Annotated in this window: 15 protein-coding genes; 9 read left to right on the forward strand and 6 right to left on the reverse strand. The window is 71.0% G+C overall.

Translation table 11 applies throughout. The features are described 5' to 3' along the window. Positions 1 to 2 precede the first annotated feature (2 nt). The 3 genes from sctC to MW290_RS00900 are packed head-to-tail and all read right to left on the reverse strand — an operon-like array spanning position 3 to position 4,674. Complete coding sequence (gene sctC / locus MW290_RS00890; RefSeq protein WP_250195479.1) at positions 3 to 1,889, reverse strand: type III secretion system outer membrane ring subunit SctC; 1,887 nt, start codon at positions 1,887 to 1,889, stop codon at positions 3 to 5. Next, positions 1,886 to 3,844 carry an FHIPEP family type III secretion protein gene (locus MW290_RS00895; protein WP_250195480.1) on the reverse strand — a complete coding sequence of 653 codons (1,959 nt, stop codon included), beginning with the start codon at positions 3,842 to 3,844 and terminating at the stop codon, positions 1,886 to 1,888. The genes sctC and MW290_RS00895 overlap by 4 nt, the downstream gene beginning before the upstream one ends. Next, a complete protein-coding gene (locus tag MW290_RS00900) occupies positions 3,841 to 4,674 on the reverse strand; it encodes a lytic transglycosylase domain-containing protein (RefSeq protein ID WP_250195481.1) in 834 nt (277 codons plus the stop codon). The genes MW290_RS00895 and MW290_RS00900 overlap by 4 nt, the downstream gene beginning before the upstream one ends. A gap of 350 nt (positions 4,675 to 5,024) precedes the next feature. Here MW290_RS00900 and sctU point away from each other — a divergent pair, with 350 nt between their 5' ends. From sctU to nadS, 6 genes are all read left to right on the forward strand, one after another. After that, positions 5,025 to 6,101, forward strand: a complete 1,077-nt coding sequence (gene sctU, locus MW290_RS00905; protein WP_250195482.1) for a type III secretion system export apparatus subunit SctU — start codon at positions 5,025 to 5,027, stop codon at positions 6,099 to 6,101. After that, positions 6,098 to 6,430: a FliO/MopB family protein gene (locus MW290_RS00910; protein ID WP_250195483.1), complete on the forward strand. Its 333-nt coding sequence runs from the start codon at positions 6,098 to 6,100 to the stop codon at positions 6,428 to 6,430. Before sctU ends, MW290_RS00910 begins: the two co-directional genes overlap by 4 nt. Positions 6,431 to 6,564: 134 nt before the next feature. Further along, positions 6,565 to 7,236, forward strand: a complete 672-nt coding sequence (locus MW290_RS00915) for a hypothetical protein (protein WP_250195484.1) — start codon at positions 6,565 to 6,567, stop codon at positions 7,234 to 7,236. An 85-nt stretch (positions 7,237 to 7,321) separates the two neighbouring features. Then, positions 7,322 to 8,137: a DUF6683 family protein gene (locus MW290_RS00920; protein WP_250195485.1), complete on the forward strand. Its 816-nt coding sequence runs from the start codon at positions 7,322 to 7,324 to the stop codon at positions 8,135 to 8,137. Between the two features lie 244 nt (positions 8,138 to 8,381). Then, positions 8,382 to 8,606: a type II toxin-antitoxin system RelE/ParE family toxin gene (locus tag MW290_RS00925; protein ID WP_445659476.1), complete on the forward strand. Its 225-nt coding sequence runs from the start codon at positions 8,382 to 8,384 to the stop codon at positions 8,604 to 8,606. A gap of 2 nt (positions 8,607 to 8,608) precedes the next feature. Then, positions 8,609 to 8,899, forward strand: a complete 291-nt coding sequence (gene nadS / locus MW290_RS00930; protein ID WP_250195486.1) for a NadS family protein — start codon at positions 8,609 to 8,611, stop codon at positions 8,897 to 8,899. A 14-nt stretch (positions 8,900 to 8,913) separates the two neighbouring features. Here the strand turns inward: nadS and MW290_RS00935 are convergent, their stop codons facing one another. Genes MW290_RS00935 through MW290_RS00945 form a run of 3 tightly spaced genes read right to left on the reverse strand, consistent with a single transcriptional unit; the run spans position 8,914 to position 11,998 of the window. Beyond that, a complete protein-coding gene (locus MW290_RS00935; RefSeq protein WP_250195487.1) occupies positions 8,914 to 10,263 on the reverse strand; it encodes a sensor histidine kinase in 1,350 nt (449 codons plus the stop codon). Between the two features lie 31 nt (positions 10,264 to 10,294). After that, positions 10,295 to 10,969, reverse strand: coding sequence for a response regulator (locus MW290_RS00940; protein ID WP_250195488.1), 675 nt, complete (start codon positions 10,967 to 10,969; stop codon positions 10,295 to 10,297). 15 nt (positions 10,970 to 10,984) lie between these two features. Continuing rightward, positions 10,985 to 11,998, reverse strand: a complete 1,014-nt coding sequence (locus tag MW290_RS00945; protein ID WP_250195489.1) for an ABC transporter substrate-binding protein — start codon at positions 11,996 to 11,998, stop codon at positions 10,985 to 10,987. 189 nt (positions 11,999 to 12,187) lie between these two features. Between MW290_RS00945 and MW290_RS00950 the strand changes: the two genes are divergently transcribed. The 3 genes from MW290_RS00950 to MW290_RS00960 all read left to right on the forward strand — a co-directional run bounded on the left by MW290_RS00950 (position 12,188) and on the right by MW290_RS00960 (position 16,188). Then, a complete protein-coding gene (locus MW290_RS00950; protein WP_250195490.1) occupies positions 12,188 to 13,540 on the forward strand; it encodes a 2-hydroxycarboxylate transporter family protein in 1,353 nt (450 codons plus the stop codon). 66 nt (positions 13,541 to 13,606) lie between these two features. Further along, positions 13,607 to 15,025, forward strand: coding sequence for a CapA family protein (locus MW290_RS00955; protein ID WP_250195491.1), 1,419 nt, complete (start codon positions 13,607 to 13,609; stop codon positions 15,023 to 15,025). 95 nt (positions 15,026 to 15,120) lie between these two features. Then, complete coding sequence (locus MW290_RS00960) at positions 15,121 to 16,188, forward strand: DNA/RNA non-specific endonuclease (protein ID WP_250195492.1); 1,068 nt, start codon at positions 15,121 to 15,123, stop codon at positions 16,186 to 16,188. The last annotated feature ends 4 nt before the right edge of the window (positions 16,189 to 16,192 follow it).

Raw genomic sequence — 16,192 nt, forward strand, 5'->3', positions numbered from 1 at the left:
GGTCAGCGGGAGGTGGGCGTCGGGGGCAGCGGCTGCTCGGGCGGCAGCCCACCAGGGGCCACCGGGGCGGTGACGGCGGGCGGGGCGGGCACCGGCGGCGCCGGGGGCACCGCCGCCCTTGCCTGCCGGCCGGCCGACAGCCGCGGCGAGATGAGGAACATGCGCTCCACCCGGCTGGTGCCCTGGCTGGTGTTGCGGAACAGGTTGCCGAGCACCGGCACGTCGCCCAGGCCCGGCACCTTGGTCACGCCGTCGTTGCTGGACTCGCGGGTGATGCCGCCCAGCAGCAGGCTTTCGCCTTCGAAGATCAGCGCCTGGGTGTTGACGGCCGAGCGCTCGACCACCGGCAGCGTGTCCACCACGCGGGTGCTGGACAAGGCGCCGTCCTCGATGGACACCAGCATCTTGATGCGCACCTCGCCGTTGTCCTTGAACACATGCGGCGTCACGCGCAGCGTGGTGCCGGCCGAGACGTTGAAGAGGTCGACGTCTTCACGGCCCGCCACGCGAACGTAGAAGGTGCTGCTGTTGTCGAACACCGCCTCCACGTTGGACAGCGTGAGCACCTGCGGGCTGGACACCACCTTGGCCGCGCCCTGGTCTTCCAGCAGGTTGACGCGGGCGATGAATTCACGCGCATCGCCCAGCACGGCGGAGACGAAGCCGCCGCGGCCGACGGGCGTGATGTCGGCCGGCGCGGTGCCCGGCGCCAGGCCGCGGTCGCTGGCATCGCCACGGCCGAACAGCAGCGAGCTGCGGCCGCGCGAGTAGCGCCAGTTGATGCCCAGCTCCTTCAGCCGCTCGGTGTTGACGTCGATGATGGTGGCTTCGATCTCCAGCGTCTGTGGCTCGATGTCGAGCGCCGAGATCAGTTGCTCGTACTGCGCCAGCCGGTCGGGGGCATCACGCACGATGACGGCATTGAGCCGGGCATCGGCCTCCACCCGCACCATCGCGCCATCGGCCAGCGACAAGGCCTGCGGTGCCAGCGGCGGCAGCGCCGAGCCGGCGGCGGCGTTGGGCATGGCGCCAGCGACGCCAGGAGCGCCATAGGCCGCGGCCAGCACCGGCCCCGAGGCCATGCCCGCATCGGCCTGGGGCCCGCCCAGCGTGCCCTGGCCGGCGGTGCCAGCTGTATTGCCGCCATAAGGCCGGGCCGCACGCTGCCCGCGCAGGCCCGGCACGGTGCCGGCGGCCGGCTGCTCAAGCGACTGCACCGCCACCTGGCTGCGCGACTGCGAGCTCATCATCGCCCGCACGATGCTGGCCACGCCCGGCAGCACCACCTGGCGGCCACCGAAGCTGATGCTGACGTCCTGCGCCCACGCATAACGCAGGTAGAACACCTTGAAGCCGCTGGGCGGGCCGGTGCGGTCGCTCACCAGCTGCGCGCGGGTGATCTCCTCCACCTGCTCCATGAAGCGCCGGGTGCCGCTGACGATCAACGTGCCGTCTTCGGTGCTGCGCACGGTGTTGCGGGCATCGGGCAGCCGCATCTCCAGCACGTTGCGCTGCACCCGGGCCGCCAGCGAAGGCGCCACCGGCAGCGTGCGCGTCACCATGTCGGCCGGCGCATAGATGTGCAGCACCGCGCCGTCGTAGTACTCCACCAGGTTGAAGGCGCGGGCGATGTTGCGCCACACCCGCGCCGCCGGGCCGCTGAAGCTGCCATTGACCGCACCCTTGACGCTGGGGCTCACCGACACCGGCACGTCCACCAGGCCGAACAGGTCCTGCAGGAAGGCGGCGATCGGCTGCTCGCGCGCGGTGAGCTGCACTTCGCGGTCCGCGAAGGGAATGGGCATGGCCTGAGCGGGCGGCGCGGCCATCAGCGCGGTGAGCACGGCCGCCAGCAGGGCCACCAGCCAGGTCAGCCAGACGCGTTTCATGCCGCCTCCAGCATCGGCGCGCCCGGGGCGGCCACACGGTCGGCCACGTCGAGCTGCAGCGTGGGCACCAGCTCGTGGAAACTCAGCACAGGGGTGTCGAAGCATTCGTTCTCGATCAGCTTGCGCACGTGGCGCCGGATGTCCACCGCCGCCACCACGGCCGCGGGTTGATGGGCCTGCACCGACTGCACCAGGGCAGCGATCACCGCCTGCGCCTGCTGCGGTTCCAGGGCCAGCTGCTGCACGCCGTTGCTCACGCGCACGGCCTGCCGCAGCTGTTCTTCCAGGTCGGGCATCAGCAGCACGGCGCGCAGCCGGCCGGTGGGCGCGCAGCGGTGGCTGAGCTGGCGCTTGAGCGCGATGCGGGCCAGCTCGGTCAGCGCATACACATCTTTCTCGCGCTGCGCGGCATCGGCCAACGCTTCCAGGATGTCGCGGGCATGGCGGATGGGCACTTCCTCTTCCACCAGCCGGCGCAACAGCTCAGCCACCTTCTGCAGCGGCAGCGCACGCAGCACTTCCTTCACCACCTCGGGCATGTCCTGGCCAGCGCGGTGCAGCCAGGCGCTGGCCTCCTGCGTGCCGAAGAACAAGGCCAGGTGGCGCCGCAGCGCCTGGCGCGACGACTCGGCCAGCAAGGCCGCCAGCTGGTCGGGCGGCAGGCCTGCGGGCAGCACGCCGGTGGCCATGGGCACGTCGAAGGCCAGCAGCCGCCAGCCTTCGGCCGGCACGGCATGCACCGCCACCCGCGGCAGCGGCAGGCCCAGCTCCAGGTTGATGCGGTCCAGCATCGCTTCCAGCGCCTGCATCAACCGCGGTGCGCTGGCATGCTGCAAGGCCGTGGCCGGCACTTCCAGCTGCAGCGCCGAGCTGGGCCGCGGCACCGGCGGCGCGGTGTGCAGCACCGTGGGCGGCGTGTCCTTGCGGCGCAGCAGCGATTCACGCGCGGGCCGCGAGAACTGCAGCCAGCGCGCCCGCAGCGCGGGCATCAGCAGCGCGCCCGCGGCGGCAAAGGCCAGGCCCAGCAGCGCGAACACGTACCAGGGAAAACCGGGCACCAGCGCCAGCAGCAGGCACAGGCCGCCGGCCACCAGCAGCACCCGCGGCTTGGCCCCCACCTGACGCACGATGGCGTCGCCCAGGTGGCGGTCCTGCTCGTCGTCGCCCGCGCGGGTGACGATCAGGCCGGCCGACATGGCCGCCAGCAGCGCCGGGATCTGCGCCACCATGCCGTCGCCGATGGTGAGCACCGAGTACTTGACCAGCGCCGCGCCCACCGGCATGCCCTGCTGCAGCACGCCCACGCCCAGGCCGCCCAGCAGGTTGATGACGATGATGACGATGCCCGCGATGGCATCGCCCTTGACGAACTTCATCGCGCCGTCCAGGCTGCCGTGCAGCTTGCTTTCCAGCTCCAGCTCGCGGCGCTTGCGGCGGGCTTCGTCCTTGTCCAGCAGGCCCGAGCGCAGGTCGGAGTCGATGGACAGCTGCTTGCCCGGCATCGCATCCAGCGAGAAGCGGGCCGCCACCTCGGCCACCCGTTCGGCGCCCTTGGCGATGACGATGAACTGCACCACGGTGATGATGAGGAACACCACCAGGCCCACCACCAGGCTGCCGCCCGCCACCATGTGGCCGAAGGCGTCGATGATGTGGCCGGCATGCCCTTCCAGCAGGATGAGCTTGGTGGTGGCCACCGACACCGCCAGCCGGAACAGCGTGGTGATGAGCAGCACGCTGGGAAACACCGAGAACTCCAGCGGCGAGCTGATGTACAGCGACACCAGCAGCAGCAGCACGCCGATGGCGATGTTCACGGCCACCATCGCGTCGATGAGCAGCGGCGTCAGCGTGAGCACCATCATCGCCATGATGGCCAGCACGCCGGCCACCAGCAGCAGGTCGCTGACGCTCGAGCGCCGGGCGGCGGCGCCGTGATGCAGTGGCGTGGTCATGGCTGGGCCACCCGTTGCAGGGCGGGTAGCGCCTGCGGCGCAAAGCCGGCCAGCCAGCGGTAGCGCTGCATCACCTGCTGCACATAGCCCTGCGTCTCGGCATAAGGCGGTATGCGGCGGCCATGGCGTTCCACCGCGCCTTCGCCCGCGTTGTAGGCGGCCAGCACCAGCGGCAGGTCGCCATCGAAGCGGCGTTGCAGCAGCTTGAGGTAGCTCGCGCTCACCGCCAGGTTGGCACCGGGGTCGCTCAAGGCCGCTTCGGCCTGCAGCCCGAAGCGGCGCGCGGTGGTGGGCATCACCTGCATCAGGCCGCGCGCACCGGCGGGCGACAGTGCCTGCGCCTGGTGGCGCGATTCCACGTGCGCGATGGCATGCAGCAGCAGCGGGTCGATGTCGTAGCGGCGTGCGGTGTCGTCCACCAGCGGCGCCAGCTGCATGGCCCGCAGCGCCTGCGGTGCGAGCGCGGGGCGGCCCTTCATCGACAGGGGCGCTGCCGTGCCGGGCACCGGCTGGGTGGACGGCGTCCACACGCTGGCCGGCTTGGGCGGCACAGGCGCCACCGGCGGCAAGGCCCGCACGGCCGTGCCGTCGATCTCGAACAACTTCAGGTACAGCGCTTGCCGCTGGGCCGGCGTGGCGGCGGAGGCTGCCGGGGCAGGCATTGCAGGCCGTGCGCAGGCTTCATCGGCCGTCAGGCGGAACTTGGCGCGTTGGGCGGGTGTCCACCCTTCGCAGGCCAAGCCCTCGGTGGCCTGGGCCATGGCGGAGCCGACGGCCAGCCAGGCCACCAGGCCCAGCCACGACGCCATGGCGGCCTGGACTTGCGGCATGAAGGGCCGACCACCGGAATGCTTCTGCAGGACTGCTTGCGTTGGCATGTGTGAAGTCTTTCCGGCCCAGGCGCCGCCTTTCGTGACAGCACGCTGCCGGTTTGTTTCAAGCGATTAACGCCCGCGGCCATGCCCCCGGTAACTAACAACGCGCGAGCGCGCACGCTTGCCTAGACAGGCTGGACGGCTCTTGCAGCAGGCCCGTGGTTGCACTCAGTGACAACGCCCTGTGCCCTGCCCTGACGATGGCAACCCTGACAGCCGGGGCGCCGGGTCCGTCTTTGCGGCGGTTCATGCGCCTGTCATGCGGGGTGCTGCACCATGGCCGCAGCCCCGCTCAACGGAGCACCATGGCGGACAAGAACGACGGCGGCGACAAGACCGAACAGCCCACACCGAAAAAGCTCCTGGATGCCCGCAAGAAGGGGCAGGTGCCCAAGAGCAAGGACCTCACCAGCACGGTCGAGCTGCTGGTGTGGTTCGGCCTGGCCGTGCTGGCGCTGGGCCCGGTGACGCACGAGCTGGGCGCGGTGATGGAAGCCGCGCTGGTCAGCATCGGGCAGCCCTTTGCCGTGGCCGCGCCCCGGCTGGCGGCGCATGCGCTGCAGGCGCTGCTGCTCATCAGCGCCTGGCTGCTGCTGCCGGTGGCGGCGGTGGGCGTGCTCACCGAGTTCCTGCAGGCCGGGCCGGTGTTTGCGCTGGACAAGGTCAAGCCCAAGCTGGAGAACATGAACCCGGTGGAAGGCGTCAAGCGCATGTTCACCATGGACAACCTGGTGGAGGTGGCCAAGGCGGTGGCCAAGACCGCGCTGCTGCTGGCCATCGGCTGGCTGGTGCTGCGGTCGCTGCTGCCGCAGGTGGCCCTGCTGCCGCTGAGCACACGGCCCGCGCTGGTGGGCACCGCCTTGTGGGAAGTGGCGCGCCCGGTGCTGCTATGGACGGTGGTCGTCTTCGTGCTGGTGGCGGTGCTGGACGCGGCCTACCAGCGCTGGAGCTTCACCAAGAAGATGCGCATGAGCCGCCGCGACATCCGCCAGGAAGGCAAGGACAACGAAGGCGACCCGATGATCAAGGCCCAGCGCCGGCAGGCGCACGAAGAATGGTCGCAGCGCAACTCCGCCCAGGCTGCCCGGCAGGCCAACGTGCTGGTGGTCAACCCCACCCACGTGGCCATTGCCATCGACTACGACCGCGAGACCTGCCCGGTGCCCACGCTGGCCGCCAAGGGCGAGGACGAGGTGGCCCGCCAGATGCGCGAGGCAGCCGAGGAGGCCGGCGTGCCCATCCTGCGCAACGTGGGCCTGGCGCGTGACCTGCTGGCGCGCGGCGAGGTGGGCGAGCTGGTGCCGGCCGACCTGTTCGACGTGATCGCCGAGGTGATCCTGTGGGCGCGCAGCGAGCGCCAGCGGCGCGGGTCCGACGCATGACCGACACCCCCAGCTTGTCCATACAACTGCTGAGCACGGCGCTGGCGCTGGGCTTCGTGCTGCTGCTGGCCTGGGTGGGCCTGCGCCTGCTCAAGCGGCTGCAGGCAGGCCGCGCAGGCAGCGCATCGGCCAGCGCGCCGCAGGTGCTGCACAGCGTGGCCCTGGGCCCGCGCGAGCGCCTGGTGAGCGTGCGCCACCGCGGCCGCGAGTACCTGCTGGGCGTCACGCCCGGGGCCATCAACCTCATCGATGCCGACGTGCGGCCCGCGCCGCTGGAAGCCACGCGGCCGGCCGGCGCGGGCAGCGATACGGACACGGGCGCACCCTAGCTATGGCGCGCACCAGCTACACGCCCAAGGCCGCAACGCTTGCAATGCACTCCGTCAGCGCTGCCAACGAAGTGCAGCGCGGCGCGGGGTCCGGAGGGCCGGCACCCGCCTCGATCACCTAGTAGGAGAGAAGCATGTCTGGAGCATTGAAGAGCGTGTTTGGTGGCGGCAACATCTTCGGCTCGCTGCTAAGCCTGGCCAGCCTGGCCTTCCCGCCGCTGGCCATCGCCGGCTCGATGAGCAACCTGCTGACGCAGGCCATCGGCACCGCGGTGAAGATGGCGGCCGACACGCTGATGAAGGAATTCGGCATGCCGAAGTTCGTGCGCGACATCGTCAACACGGTGGTCGACGGCGCGGTCTCGGGCAACACCACCGCCAGCGACCCGGACGTCGACAACTTCGTCGAGCAGCAGGCCGGCGCCGAGGTGCAGCAGTTCGCGCAGGAATCGGCCCAGGCCATCGTGCAGCGTGCCATGGCCAAGATGCGCTCCGAAGGTCTGGAGAACAGCGACGAGACCCGCAGCAAGGCCCGCAGCGGCCGCGCCGGCTCGGGCAGCTGGCTGGAAGCCATCGCCGCCGCCATGGGCGAAGTGCTGGGCGAGAAGGCCTCGAAGATGGTTGAATTGTCGAACAAGATCGCTTCGACGGCCGGTGAAGAAGGCAAGTCGGCGGCCAAGGCCAACGCGGCGGCCACCACCGAGATGCAGGCCACCAGCCAGATGTTCTCGCTGATGCAGAGCGGCTTCTCCAACACCATCAAGGCGATCGGCGAAGGCCTGTCGCAGATGGCGCGCAAGGGCTGATCAGCAGCGCTTGCAGCCGCGGGGCCCTTCGGGGCCCTTTCGGCGTTTTCCGTAGATGCAAGTCAACATGAAGGAGTGCAACAACATGATTCGAAAGCGCATGCGACGGCTGGCCACCGGCCTGCTGGTCACGGGCCTGCTCACCGGCTCTGGCGCGTGGGCGCAGAACGCCTTCATGATGGACGGCGGCGCCTTCACCAACGCGATGATGCAACCCCAGATCTACGACGGCCTGCGGCGCAACATGGAACTGGCACGCGGCAAAGACTGGGGCAAGGAGCCGCCCGCGCGGCGCCTGGCCAGCGGCTTTGCGAGCGGCGACTTCGACCCGCAGGGCATGGACCGTGGCCGCAGCAACGCCAGCGGCACATCGGTTTCGCGCACCAACACCAGCACCATCGTCAAGCCCGTGAGCGCCAGCCGCATGCCGGCCATGCTGGCCCAGGCCTACCCCGAAGCCGCCCGCCCGCAGGCCGAGCGCAACTTCAAGCAGCTGCTGGCTGGCTACCATCAGATCGAGCAGCGCTTCGGCGTGCCGCGTTACGACGTCGCCGGCGCCGTCGCCGCGCTCCTGGTGGGCAGCTGGATGGCGTACCACCAGAGCGATTTCCCGGATGAGCACTTTGCACCGCTGGTGCAGCAGATGCGCGGCATCATCCGCCGCAATCCCGACTTCGCCGCCGCCGATGCGCAGCAGAAGCAGGAGATGTACGAGCAGCTGGCCATCCTGGGCATGCTGACGGCCACCACGCAGATGGCGCTGAAGGAGAACCCCGACGCACCGAACGCTGAGCGCGCGCAGGCCAATCTCAGCAAGGCCGGCAAGGGCTACCTGGAGGAGTTCCTGAAGACCGATGCTTCGCGGGTGCAGTTCACCGCGCGGGGGCTGGAGTTGCGCTGATTCGCTGCTGGCAATTCCCGAGCGGGTGGCCGCGGCGGGCATGGAGCCGATGTCGATGCAGGAGATCAACGCAGAAGTGGGGGCGGCGCGCGCAGAACGGCGGCACCGTGCGGGCGGTTCCTGCTGAAACTCCACAATCCCGCCAAGCCAGGGGCCGTCGCCCTCGCCAACGCCCCTGCCGTCAACACCGTGGCCACCACCGCTACCGCCACCGCGATGATCGTGCTCAGCTCAGAATACCCTGGTGGAGGACCCTGAGTGCGGAGACCTCATCAAGGGCGGCGGCGGCATCCGCAAGGTGCGCCACGCGGTGCAGGGCCGAGGCAAGAGCGGCGGCGTGCGGGCCATCTACTACTGGGTCAAGGACCGGTACCAGATCTACATGCTGGTGGTGTATCCGAAGTCCAAGAAGGATGATCTGAGCGACCAGGAGACGGCCATCCTGCGGGAACTGGTCAAGGAGCTGTGAGCATGGACAAGACGTTGTTTGAAGAGCTGGTGGGCAGCCTGAAGGAGGCCCAGGCCATCGCGAAGGGCCAAGCAAAGCCCTCGCGGCGGTATGAGCTGAGTGCTCCGGACGCCAAGGCCGTGCGGGAGCGCACCGGGCTGTCGCAAAGCGAGTTCGCCAAGCTCATGCGGGTGAGCGTGAGGACGCTGCAGAACTGGGAGCAGCACCGGCGCCACCCCACGGGCCCTGCCGCGGCGCTGCTCAAGATCGTGTCCACGGCGCCGGAAGTGGCGCTCAAGTCGCTGCACGGCTGAGCTCGTGACCGCGTTCAACCAGCCGCGCTGAACCTCACCACCACCGCCAACCCCCGCCCACCCGGCCCGTCGTGCAGGCTCACGGTGGCGCCGACGCGGGCCGCGAATTCGCGCACGATGGGCAGGCCCAGGCCGCTGCCGGCGGAGTCGGCATCGCGCAGGCGGTAAAAGCGCTGGAACACCCGCTCGCGCTCCTCGGGCGGAATGCCCGGGCCGTTGTCTTCCACCCGCAGCAGCACCTCGCCCGCCGCCACTTCCACCCGCGCGGTGACGATGCCGCCGGGCGGCGTGTAGCGCAGCGCGTTGTCCACCAGGTTGGTGGCGATCTCGCGCAGCGCCAGCGGCGTGGCCGCCACCCAGGCCGGGCCCGGCGGCTCCTGCTCGAAGCCCAGGTCGATGTGCCGCGCCTCGGCCTGGCCGGCCAGCTGTTCCAGCACCTGCTGCAGCACCGGCACCAGGTCGGTGGCGGCAGGCGCCTCGGCACCCTCGCCTGCTTCGGCCTGCGCTTCGGCGGCGCTCAGCATCAGCATCTGGTTCACCAGCCGGCCCGAATGGGCCACCGTGCCGCGGATGGCTTCCAGCGATTCCTGCCGCTGTGCGCCATCGGCACGCAGCGCATAGTTGACCTGGGTGGTGAGCACCGTCAGCGGCGTGCGCAGCTGGTGGGCCGCGTTCTGCAGGAAGCTGCGCTGCGCACCGGCGTACTGGTCCAGCCGGCGCGCATAGTCGTTGATGGCGGCCACCAGCGGCTGCAGCTCGGCGGGCTGGGCCGGCACCGCCAGCGGCTGCAGCGAGCCTGCCTCGCGCGCCAGCACCGCGTCGCGCAGCGCCAGCAGCGGCCGCAGCACACGCCGCAGGCCCAGCAGCACCAGCCCCGCCACCAGCGCCAGCAGCAACGCCTGCTGGCCCATGCTGCGCGCCCACAGGCTGCGCGCCAGCGCGGCATGGCCGTTCATCGTCTGCGCCACCGCCACCGTCACCGGCTCCAGCCCCTGCTCGCCGGGCACCGGCTGCAGGTACGCCACGGCGCGCACCGGCTGTCCGCGCACCTGGGTGCTGAAGAAGTGCGGCAGCTCCGGCTGCAGCGGCCCGGCGGGCAGCGCCAGCTCGGCATAGCCGGTGGCGATGCGGCCCGCCGCGGTGGTGACGCGGTAGTACACGCGGTCGGCCTCACCGGCCTCGAACAGCTCCAGCGCGGCCGGCGGCACCTGGCTGGGCAGCGCGCCGTCCTGAAACTGCAGCTGCTCGGCCACGATGCGGGCCGCGCCCAGCAGCAAGCGGTCCTGCATCAGGCTGGCGGTGCTGGTGGCGTCGCGCCAGCTGATCCAGCCGTCCACCGCCACCGCGCCCAGCAGGGGCAGCATCACCCCGGCCAGCAGACGGGTGCGCAGGCTCCTAACCACGGTGCACGCGCCGCAGCACGTAGCCCAGCCCACGCAGCGTGACGATGGCCGCATCGCTGCCTTCGAGCTTCTTGCGCAGCCGGTGCACGTAGATCTCGATGGCATCGACCGACAAGGTCTCGTCCAGTGAATACAGGCTTTGCGCGAGTGCGCTCTTCGAGACGGTGGTGCCCAGCTTCAGCGCCAGCAGCTCCAGCACCGCGCGCTCACGCGGGGTCAGCGGCAGCGGCTGGCCGCGCAGCGTGAACTCGTGGCTGTTGCTGTCGTACACCAGGTCGCCGCACTCCACCAACGGCTGCGCCAGCTGCGACGAGCGGCGCAGCAGCACGCGGATGCGGGCCTCCAGCTCCTCCACCTCGAAGGGCTTGGCCACGTAGTCGTCGGCGCCGTGGTCCAGCTCGCTGACGCGGCTTTGCGTGGTGTTGTTGGCGGTGAGCACCAGCACCGGCGTGCTGTTGTGGCGCGCCCGCAGGCGGCGCAGCACCTCCTGGCCGTCCATCTTGGGCAGCGTCAGGTCCAGGATCACCAGGTCGAAGCGCTCCGAGTGCAGCAGGAAGTCGGCATCGGCGCCGTTGCCCACCCAGTCCACGGTGTAGTTCTGGCGGCGCAGCGTGCGGCCCAGCCAGTCGGCCAGTTCCTGGTTGTCCTCCACGAGCAGGATGCGCATGCGGCCCGCCCTGCCTCAGCGCGCCGCCCGCGCAAAGGCGTCGGTGTAGGTGCGTTCCAGGTCGATCACCCGGCCCTGCAGGCCGCGCTGGGTGGCCTGCATCACGCGCAGCACGGTCTCGGGGCCACCGGCCGGCATCACGCCATCGGGCGTGAACATCGGCAGGCTGGCCTGCAGCGCGGCCACGTAGGCGGCGCGGTCGCCCTGAAGGTACTCCGGCGGCAGCTGGTCGGCGATCTGCCCGGCGCTGTGGCCGGCGATGTAGCGCAGCGCCTGCACCAGGGCATTGACCACGCGCTGCAGCTCGTCGGCATGACCGGCGGCCCAGCGGGTGGACACGTACAGGCTGGCGCCCGGGTAGGGCCCGCCCAGCAGTTGCCGGGTGGCGGCCGGCGTGCGCAGGTCGGCCAGCAGCTGCGCCTGGCCGCTGCGCAACAGGCGGGTGACGGTCGGCTCACTGGTGGTGCCGGCGTCGATGCGGCCCTGCTGCAGCGCGGTGGCAAAGCTGTCGCCCGAGCCCACGGCCACGAAGTGCAGCGCGGCCGGCTTGAGGCCCTGCTGCGCAGCCAGGTACTGCGTCAGCCCCTGGGTGGAAGCGCCCAGGCCGGTGACGCCCAAGGTGCGGCCTTCCAGCGCGGACAGGCTGCGCAGGCCCTCGGCACGGGCCGCGGCCACCAGCAGCGCCTCGCCGGGCGCCTGGCCCAGCTGCACCACCGCCTGCACGAACTTGCCCTTGGCCTGCAGCGCGATGGTGTGGTCGTAGAAGCCCACCACGCCCTGCACCGCGCCGGTCAGCAGCTGGTCTTCCGCATGCACGCCGGAGCTTTCACTCAGCAGCTCCACCTGCAGGCCCTGGGCGGCAAAGTAGCCCAGGCGCTCGGCCAGCACCGCGGGCAGGTAGATCTGCTTGTCGATGCCTGCCACCATCAGCCGCAAAGGGGCGGCCATGCTGGCCTTGCTGACCGTGGCCAGGCCGGCCAGCAGCGCCAGGCCCAGGGCCAGGCGGCATAGCAGGGTCGGCCAGTTCATCGCTTGTCCTTCTGAAAACGGGGCCCGCGGCGGCGGCGGGGCCTGCTGCAGGGGTGGGCGCCGATGTTACGGGGCGGCCATCGGCGCCCGGCGGTCGAGGGTTTTCCCCGAGGGCCACCGAAAGCAGACCGAAAGCCGGCTGTAGGGAACATGCGGCCAGCCATTGCCCGAAGACCGACAAGGAGACCCATGAAGACCACCGCCACCCTGGCCGCGCCCACCGAGCGGCCCGCAACGGCCCGCCGCCGCTTCTGGCCCGAGGGCTGGTGGCGGTTGATGGACATCCGCATCGGCATCATCCCGCTGCCCATCTACGTGGTGGCCGGCGCGCTGATCGCTGGCCTGCTGGCCACCGGCAAGCTGCCCAACGAGATCTCGGTGGCCATCGTGGTGTTCGCCTTCTTCGGCTTCACGCTGGCCGAGATCGGCAAGCGGCTGCCGCTGGTGCGCCACATCGGCGCGGCGGCCATCTTCGCCACCTTCGTGCCCTCGGCCCTGGTGTACTACAAGGTGCTGCCCGAGCCCATCGTGAAGATGACGACCGACTTCACCAAGGCGTCCAACTTCCTGTACCTGTTCATCGCTTCCATCATCGTGGGCAGCATCCTGAGCATGGACCGCACGGTGCTGGTCAAGGGCTTTCTGAAGATCTTCGTGCCGCTGGCCGCAGGCACGGTGGCGGCCGGCGCGGTGGGCACCGCGGTAGGCACGCTGCTGGGCCTGGGTGCGTACCACAGCTTCTTCTTCATCGTGGTGCCCATCATGGCCGGTGGCGTGGGCGAAGGCGCCATTCCGCTGTCCATCGGCTATGCCGAGATCCTCCACCAGGACCAGGGCCAGCTGTTTGCCACCGTGCTGCCGCCGGTGATGCTGGGCAGCCTGACGGCCATCATCCTGGCCGGCACGCTCAACTTCGTGGGCAAGCGCTACCCCCACCTCACCGGTGAAGGCCGGCTGCAGCCGGGCGAGCATGGCGAGATGCCCGCCGCGCGTGAGGCCGTGGGCAGCAGCGTCGACGTGAACCAGATCGCCGCGGCCGGCGTGACCGCGCTCACGCTGTACCTGCTGGGCATCCTGTGCCACCGCCTGTTCGGCCTGCCGGCGCCGGTGGCCATGCTGTTCCTGGCGGTGCTGGTCAAGCTGACACAGGCGGTCTCGCCCCAGCTGCAGGAAGGCGCCTTCGTGGTCTACAAGTTCTTCTCCACCGCCGTCACCTACCCGCTGCTGTTCGCCATCGGCGTCTCGCTCACGCCCTGGGACAAGCTGGTGGCCTCCTTCAACCTGCCTACGCTGCTGACCATCGTGGCCACCGTCTCCACCTTGATGGCCACCGGCGCGCTGGTGGGCCGCTGGCTGAAGATGTACCCGATCGAAGCCGCCATCGTGAACGCCTGCCACAGCGGCCAGGGCGGCACCGGCGACGTGGCCATCCTCACCGCCGCCAACCGCATGGCGCTGATGCCCTTCGCGCAACTGGCCACGCGCATCGGCGGCGCCATCACCGTGACCACGGTGCTGATCGTGCTGGCCCACCTGGGCTGACAGCCGCCGCGGCGCGCTTGCCGTTACCCTCCTTGTCCGCTCAAGGACGTGGAGGAGGTCGACACGATGCGCTTGCGCCACACCAACGCCCTGCTGGCCGCCCCCCTGGCCGCTCTTGTGTGCGCGGCCACCGCCGGCCCCCTGCGAGCGCAGACGGCCGAGGCCGCGCCCACCGAGCTGCTGTGCGGTGCCCGCACCGGCGACATCACCGCCACGCTGCGGGTGGCCGCCACCACCGATGCCCTGGCCGCAACCGCGGTGGCGGTGGGCGAGCGCTTCGAGCTGCGCGCACTGGCGCTGGCCGACGCCGCCCAGCCCGGCCGCATCGCCCGCGTGGTGGTGACGGTGGTGGACACCGACGAACCCGCCCAGCCCTTCGTGCTGGCGCAGTCCCGCTGGTCGGCCAGCGGCCAGGCGGTGCTGGACGGCTCATCGGCCTGGTCGCCCAGCCTCTCGGGCTGGCAACGCAGCTATTCACCCGCGCTGGGCCGCGAACTGGCCTGGGGCTGCGCGCTGGCGCAGGCCGGCGCCCGGCCCGCCGGCTGGGAGCAGGTGGACGCGACGCTGGCACCCGACCTGCCGGCCGCGCCGCCCGGCCCGACCGCCACACCCACGGCGGCCCCCACGTCCCCGGAGACGCGCACCGTGCGCCTGGCCTGGATGGGCGACGTGATGCTGGCCGATGGGCCGGGCCGGCTCATCGCCCGCGGCATCGACCCCTTCGGCCAGGTGTCCGCGGCGCTGAAGCAGGCCGACCTGCGCATCGCCAACCTGGAATGCGTGGTGGCCGACAACGGCCGTGCGCTGCGCAAGCCCTGGACCTTCCGCGCCCACCCGCGCACGCTGCCGGTGCTGCAGCGCCATGTGGATGCGGTCTCGCTGGCCAACAACCATTCGGGCGACTTCGGCCCGCAGGCCTTTGCGCAGATGCTGGCGCGGTTGCAGCAGGCCGGGCTGCCCTACTTCGGCGGCGGCGAGAACCTGCGGCAGGCGCACCGGCCGCTGATCCTGCAGCGCAACGGCCTGCGCATCGCGCTGCTGGGCTACGACGAGATGTTCCCGCGCCAGTTCGAGGCCGGCGAGCAGCGCCCCGGCGTGGCCTGGGCCGAAGAAGAGCGCATGGTGGCCGGCGTGCGCGCCGCGCGGCAGATGGCCGACGTGGTCATCCCCTACCTGCACTGGGGGCAGGAAGACAGCGCCAGCGCCCATGCCCGCCAGCGGGCGCTGGCGCGGCTGCTGATCGAGGCCGGTGCCGACGCGGTGGTGGGCACCCACCCGCACGTGCGGCAGGACACCGAGCTGATCAACGGCAAACCGGTGATCTACAGCCTGGGCAACTTCGTGTTCGACGGCTTCAGCGATGCCGACAACAACACCGGCAGCCTGCTGTGGATGACGGTGGGCGCCCGCGGCGTGATCGACTGGCAGCTGCAGCCGGTGTTCATCGACCGCGACGGGCGACCGCGCCTGGCGCAAGGGCGCTGAGCTAGGGCCCACCCCAGCTCGGGCCCCCACCAACTCGCGGCGCCGGGGCTGCGTCGGCACAGTGGCCGACATCGCAGACCCTGTGAAGCCGCACCATGCAAGCCTCGTCAGCCACCCAGGGCGCCTCGGGCGCCAATGCCAGTCAGGCGAGTCAAGCCAGCCAGGCCGCTGCGCGCGCGGCCAGCGCCGATGCCCCCACCGGCCGGGAGATCGTCGAGTCGCACACCCGCGGCCTGACCACCGACCTGGACGCGGTGGCCCGCGACCTCAAAGCCCAGGCGCAGGCCCGGCCGACCGAAGCCGCGCAACTGGTGCGCGATGCGGTGGCCGCGGTCAAGGCCGACGACCGGCCCGGGCTGGTGGAGCGCCTGAAGGCGCCCGATCCGCAGGCCGGTGGTGGCTGGTGGTCGGCGGCCTCGGGCTGGGTGCACGGCGCGCTGGACGTGGCCGGCTTCGTGCCCGGGCTGGGCGCCATCCCCGACCTGCTGAACGCCGGCATCTACGCCGCCGAAGGCGACATGGGCAATGCCGCGATGTCGGCCGTGGCCGCGGTGCCCGCCTTCGGCGATGCCGCCAAGGGCGCCAGCCTGGCGGTGCGCGGCGGCCGTGCCGCCGCCGAGCAGGTGGCCCGGCATGGCGACGAAGCCGCGGCCCTGGCCCGGCAGGCCGACGAAGCGGCCGAAGCGGCGGCGGCTGCCCGCCGCGCCGCGGACAGCCCGCCGGTGGCGGGCGCCAACACGCCCCACCTGAACATCAGTCACAACGGCTACACCTACAAGACCGATGCGCAAGGCCGCGTCAACCACGTCAGCGGTCAGCTCACGTTGAACAAGGGGCAGACGCGCAACCAGCGCGCCCAGCTGGAAGCCGGCGGCGCCGACCGCCTGCCCACCGACCAGGGCGGCCACTTCATCGCGCGGCAGTTCGACGGCCCGCGCGAGGCCATCAACCACTTCGCCCAGAACGGCAACTTCAACATGGGCGCCTACCGCAGCCTGGAGAAGGAGTGGGACCGGGCGCTGCAGGCGGGCCAGCAAGTGCATGTGACCATCGTGCCGCGCTACGCCGGCGACTCGCTGCGGCCGGACAGCCTGGTTGTGCGCTACGCTGTGGACGGCAACCCGGTCACGCGGGTCTTCAACAACGTGCCGGGCGGGCGTTGAGCCC

Origin of the sequence: Aquincola tertiaricarbonis (assembly GCF_023573145.1) — a bacterium.
GTDB lineage: Bacteria > Pseudomonadota > Gammaproteobacteria > Burkholderiales > Burkholderiaceae_C > Aquincola > Aquincola tertiaricarbonis_B.

Excerpts from the sequence above, each read along its gene's own strand:
- sctC (WP_250195479.1), bottom strand. The coding sequence starts at position 1,889 with ATGAAACGCGTCTGGCTGACCTGGCTGGTGGCCCTGCTGGCGGCCGTG.
- MW290_RS00895 (WP_250195480.1), bottom strand. The coding sequence starts at position 3,844 with ATGACCACGCCACTGCATCACGGCGCCGCCGCCCGGCGCTCGAGCGTC.
- MW290_RS00900 (WP_250195481.1), bottom strand. The coding sequence starts at position 4,674 with ATGCCGCAAGTCCAGGCCGCCATGGCGTCGTGGCTGGGCCTGGTGGCC.
- sctU (WP_250195482.1), top strand. The coding sequence starts at position 5,025 with ATGGCGGACAAGAACGACGGCGGCGACAAGACCGAACAGCCCACACCG.
- MW290_RS00910 (WP_250195483.1), top strand. The coding sequence starts at position 6,098 with ATGACCGACACCCCCAGCTTGTCCATACAACTGCTGAGCACGGCGCTG.
- MW290_RS00915 (WP_250195484.1), top strand. The coding sequence starts at position 6,565 with ATGTCTGGAGCATTGAAGAGCGTGTTTGGTGGCGGCAACATCTTCGGC.
- MW290_RS00920 (WP_250195485.1), top strand. The coding sequence starts at position 7,322 with ATGATTCGAAAGCGCATGCGACGGCTGGCCACCGGCCTGCTGGTCACG.
- nadS (WP_250195486.1), top strand. The coding sequence starts at position 8,609 with ATGGACAAGACGTTGTTTGAAGAGCTGGTGGGCAGCCTGAAGGAGGCC.
- MW290_RS00935 (WP_250195487.1), bottom strand. The coding sequence starts at position 10,263 with ATGCTGCCCCTGCTGGGCGCGGTGGCGGTGGACGGCTGGATCAGCTGG.
- MW290_RS00940 (WP_250195488.1), bottom strand. The coding sequence starts at position 10,969 with ATGCGCATCCTGCTCGTGGAGGACAACCAGGAACTGGCCGACTGGCTG.
- MW290_RS00945 (WP_250195489.1), bottom strand. The coding sequence starts at position 11,998 with ATGAACTGGCCGACCCTGCTATGCCGCCTGGCCCTGGGCCTGGCGCTG.
- MW290_RS00950 (WP_250195490.1), top strand. The coding sequence starts at position 12,188 with ATGAAGACCACCGCCACCCTGGCCGCGCCCACCGAGCGGCCCGCAACG.
- MW290_RS00955 (WP_250195491.1), top strand. The coding sequence starts at position 13,607 with ATGCGCTTGCGCCACACCAACGCCCTGCTGGCCGCCCCCCTGGCCGCT.
- MW290_RS00960 (WP_250195492.1), top strand. The coding sequence starts at position 15,121 with ATGCAAGCCTCGTCAGCCACCCAGGGCGCCTCGGGCGCCAATGCCAGT.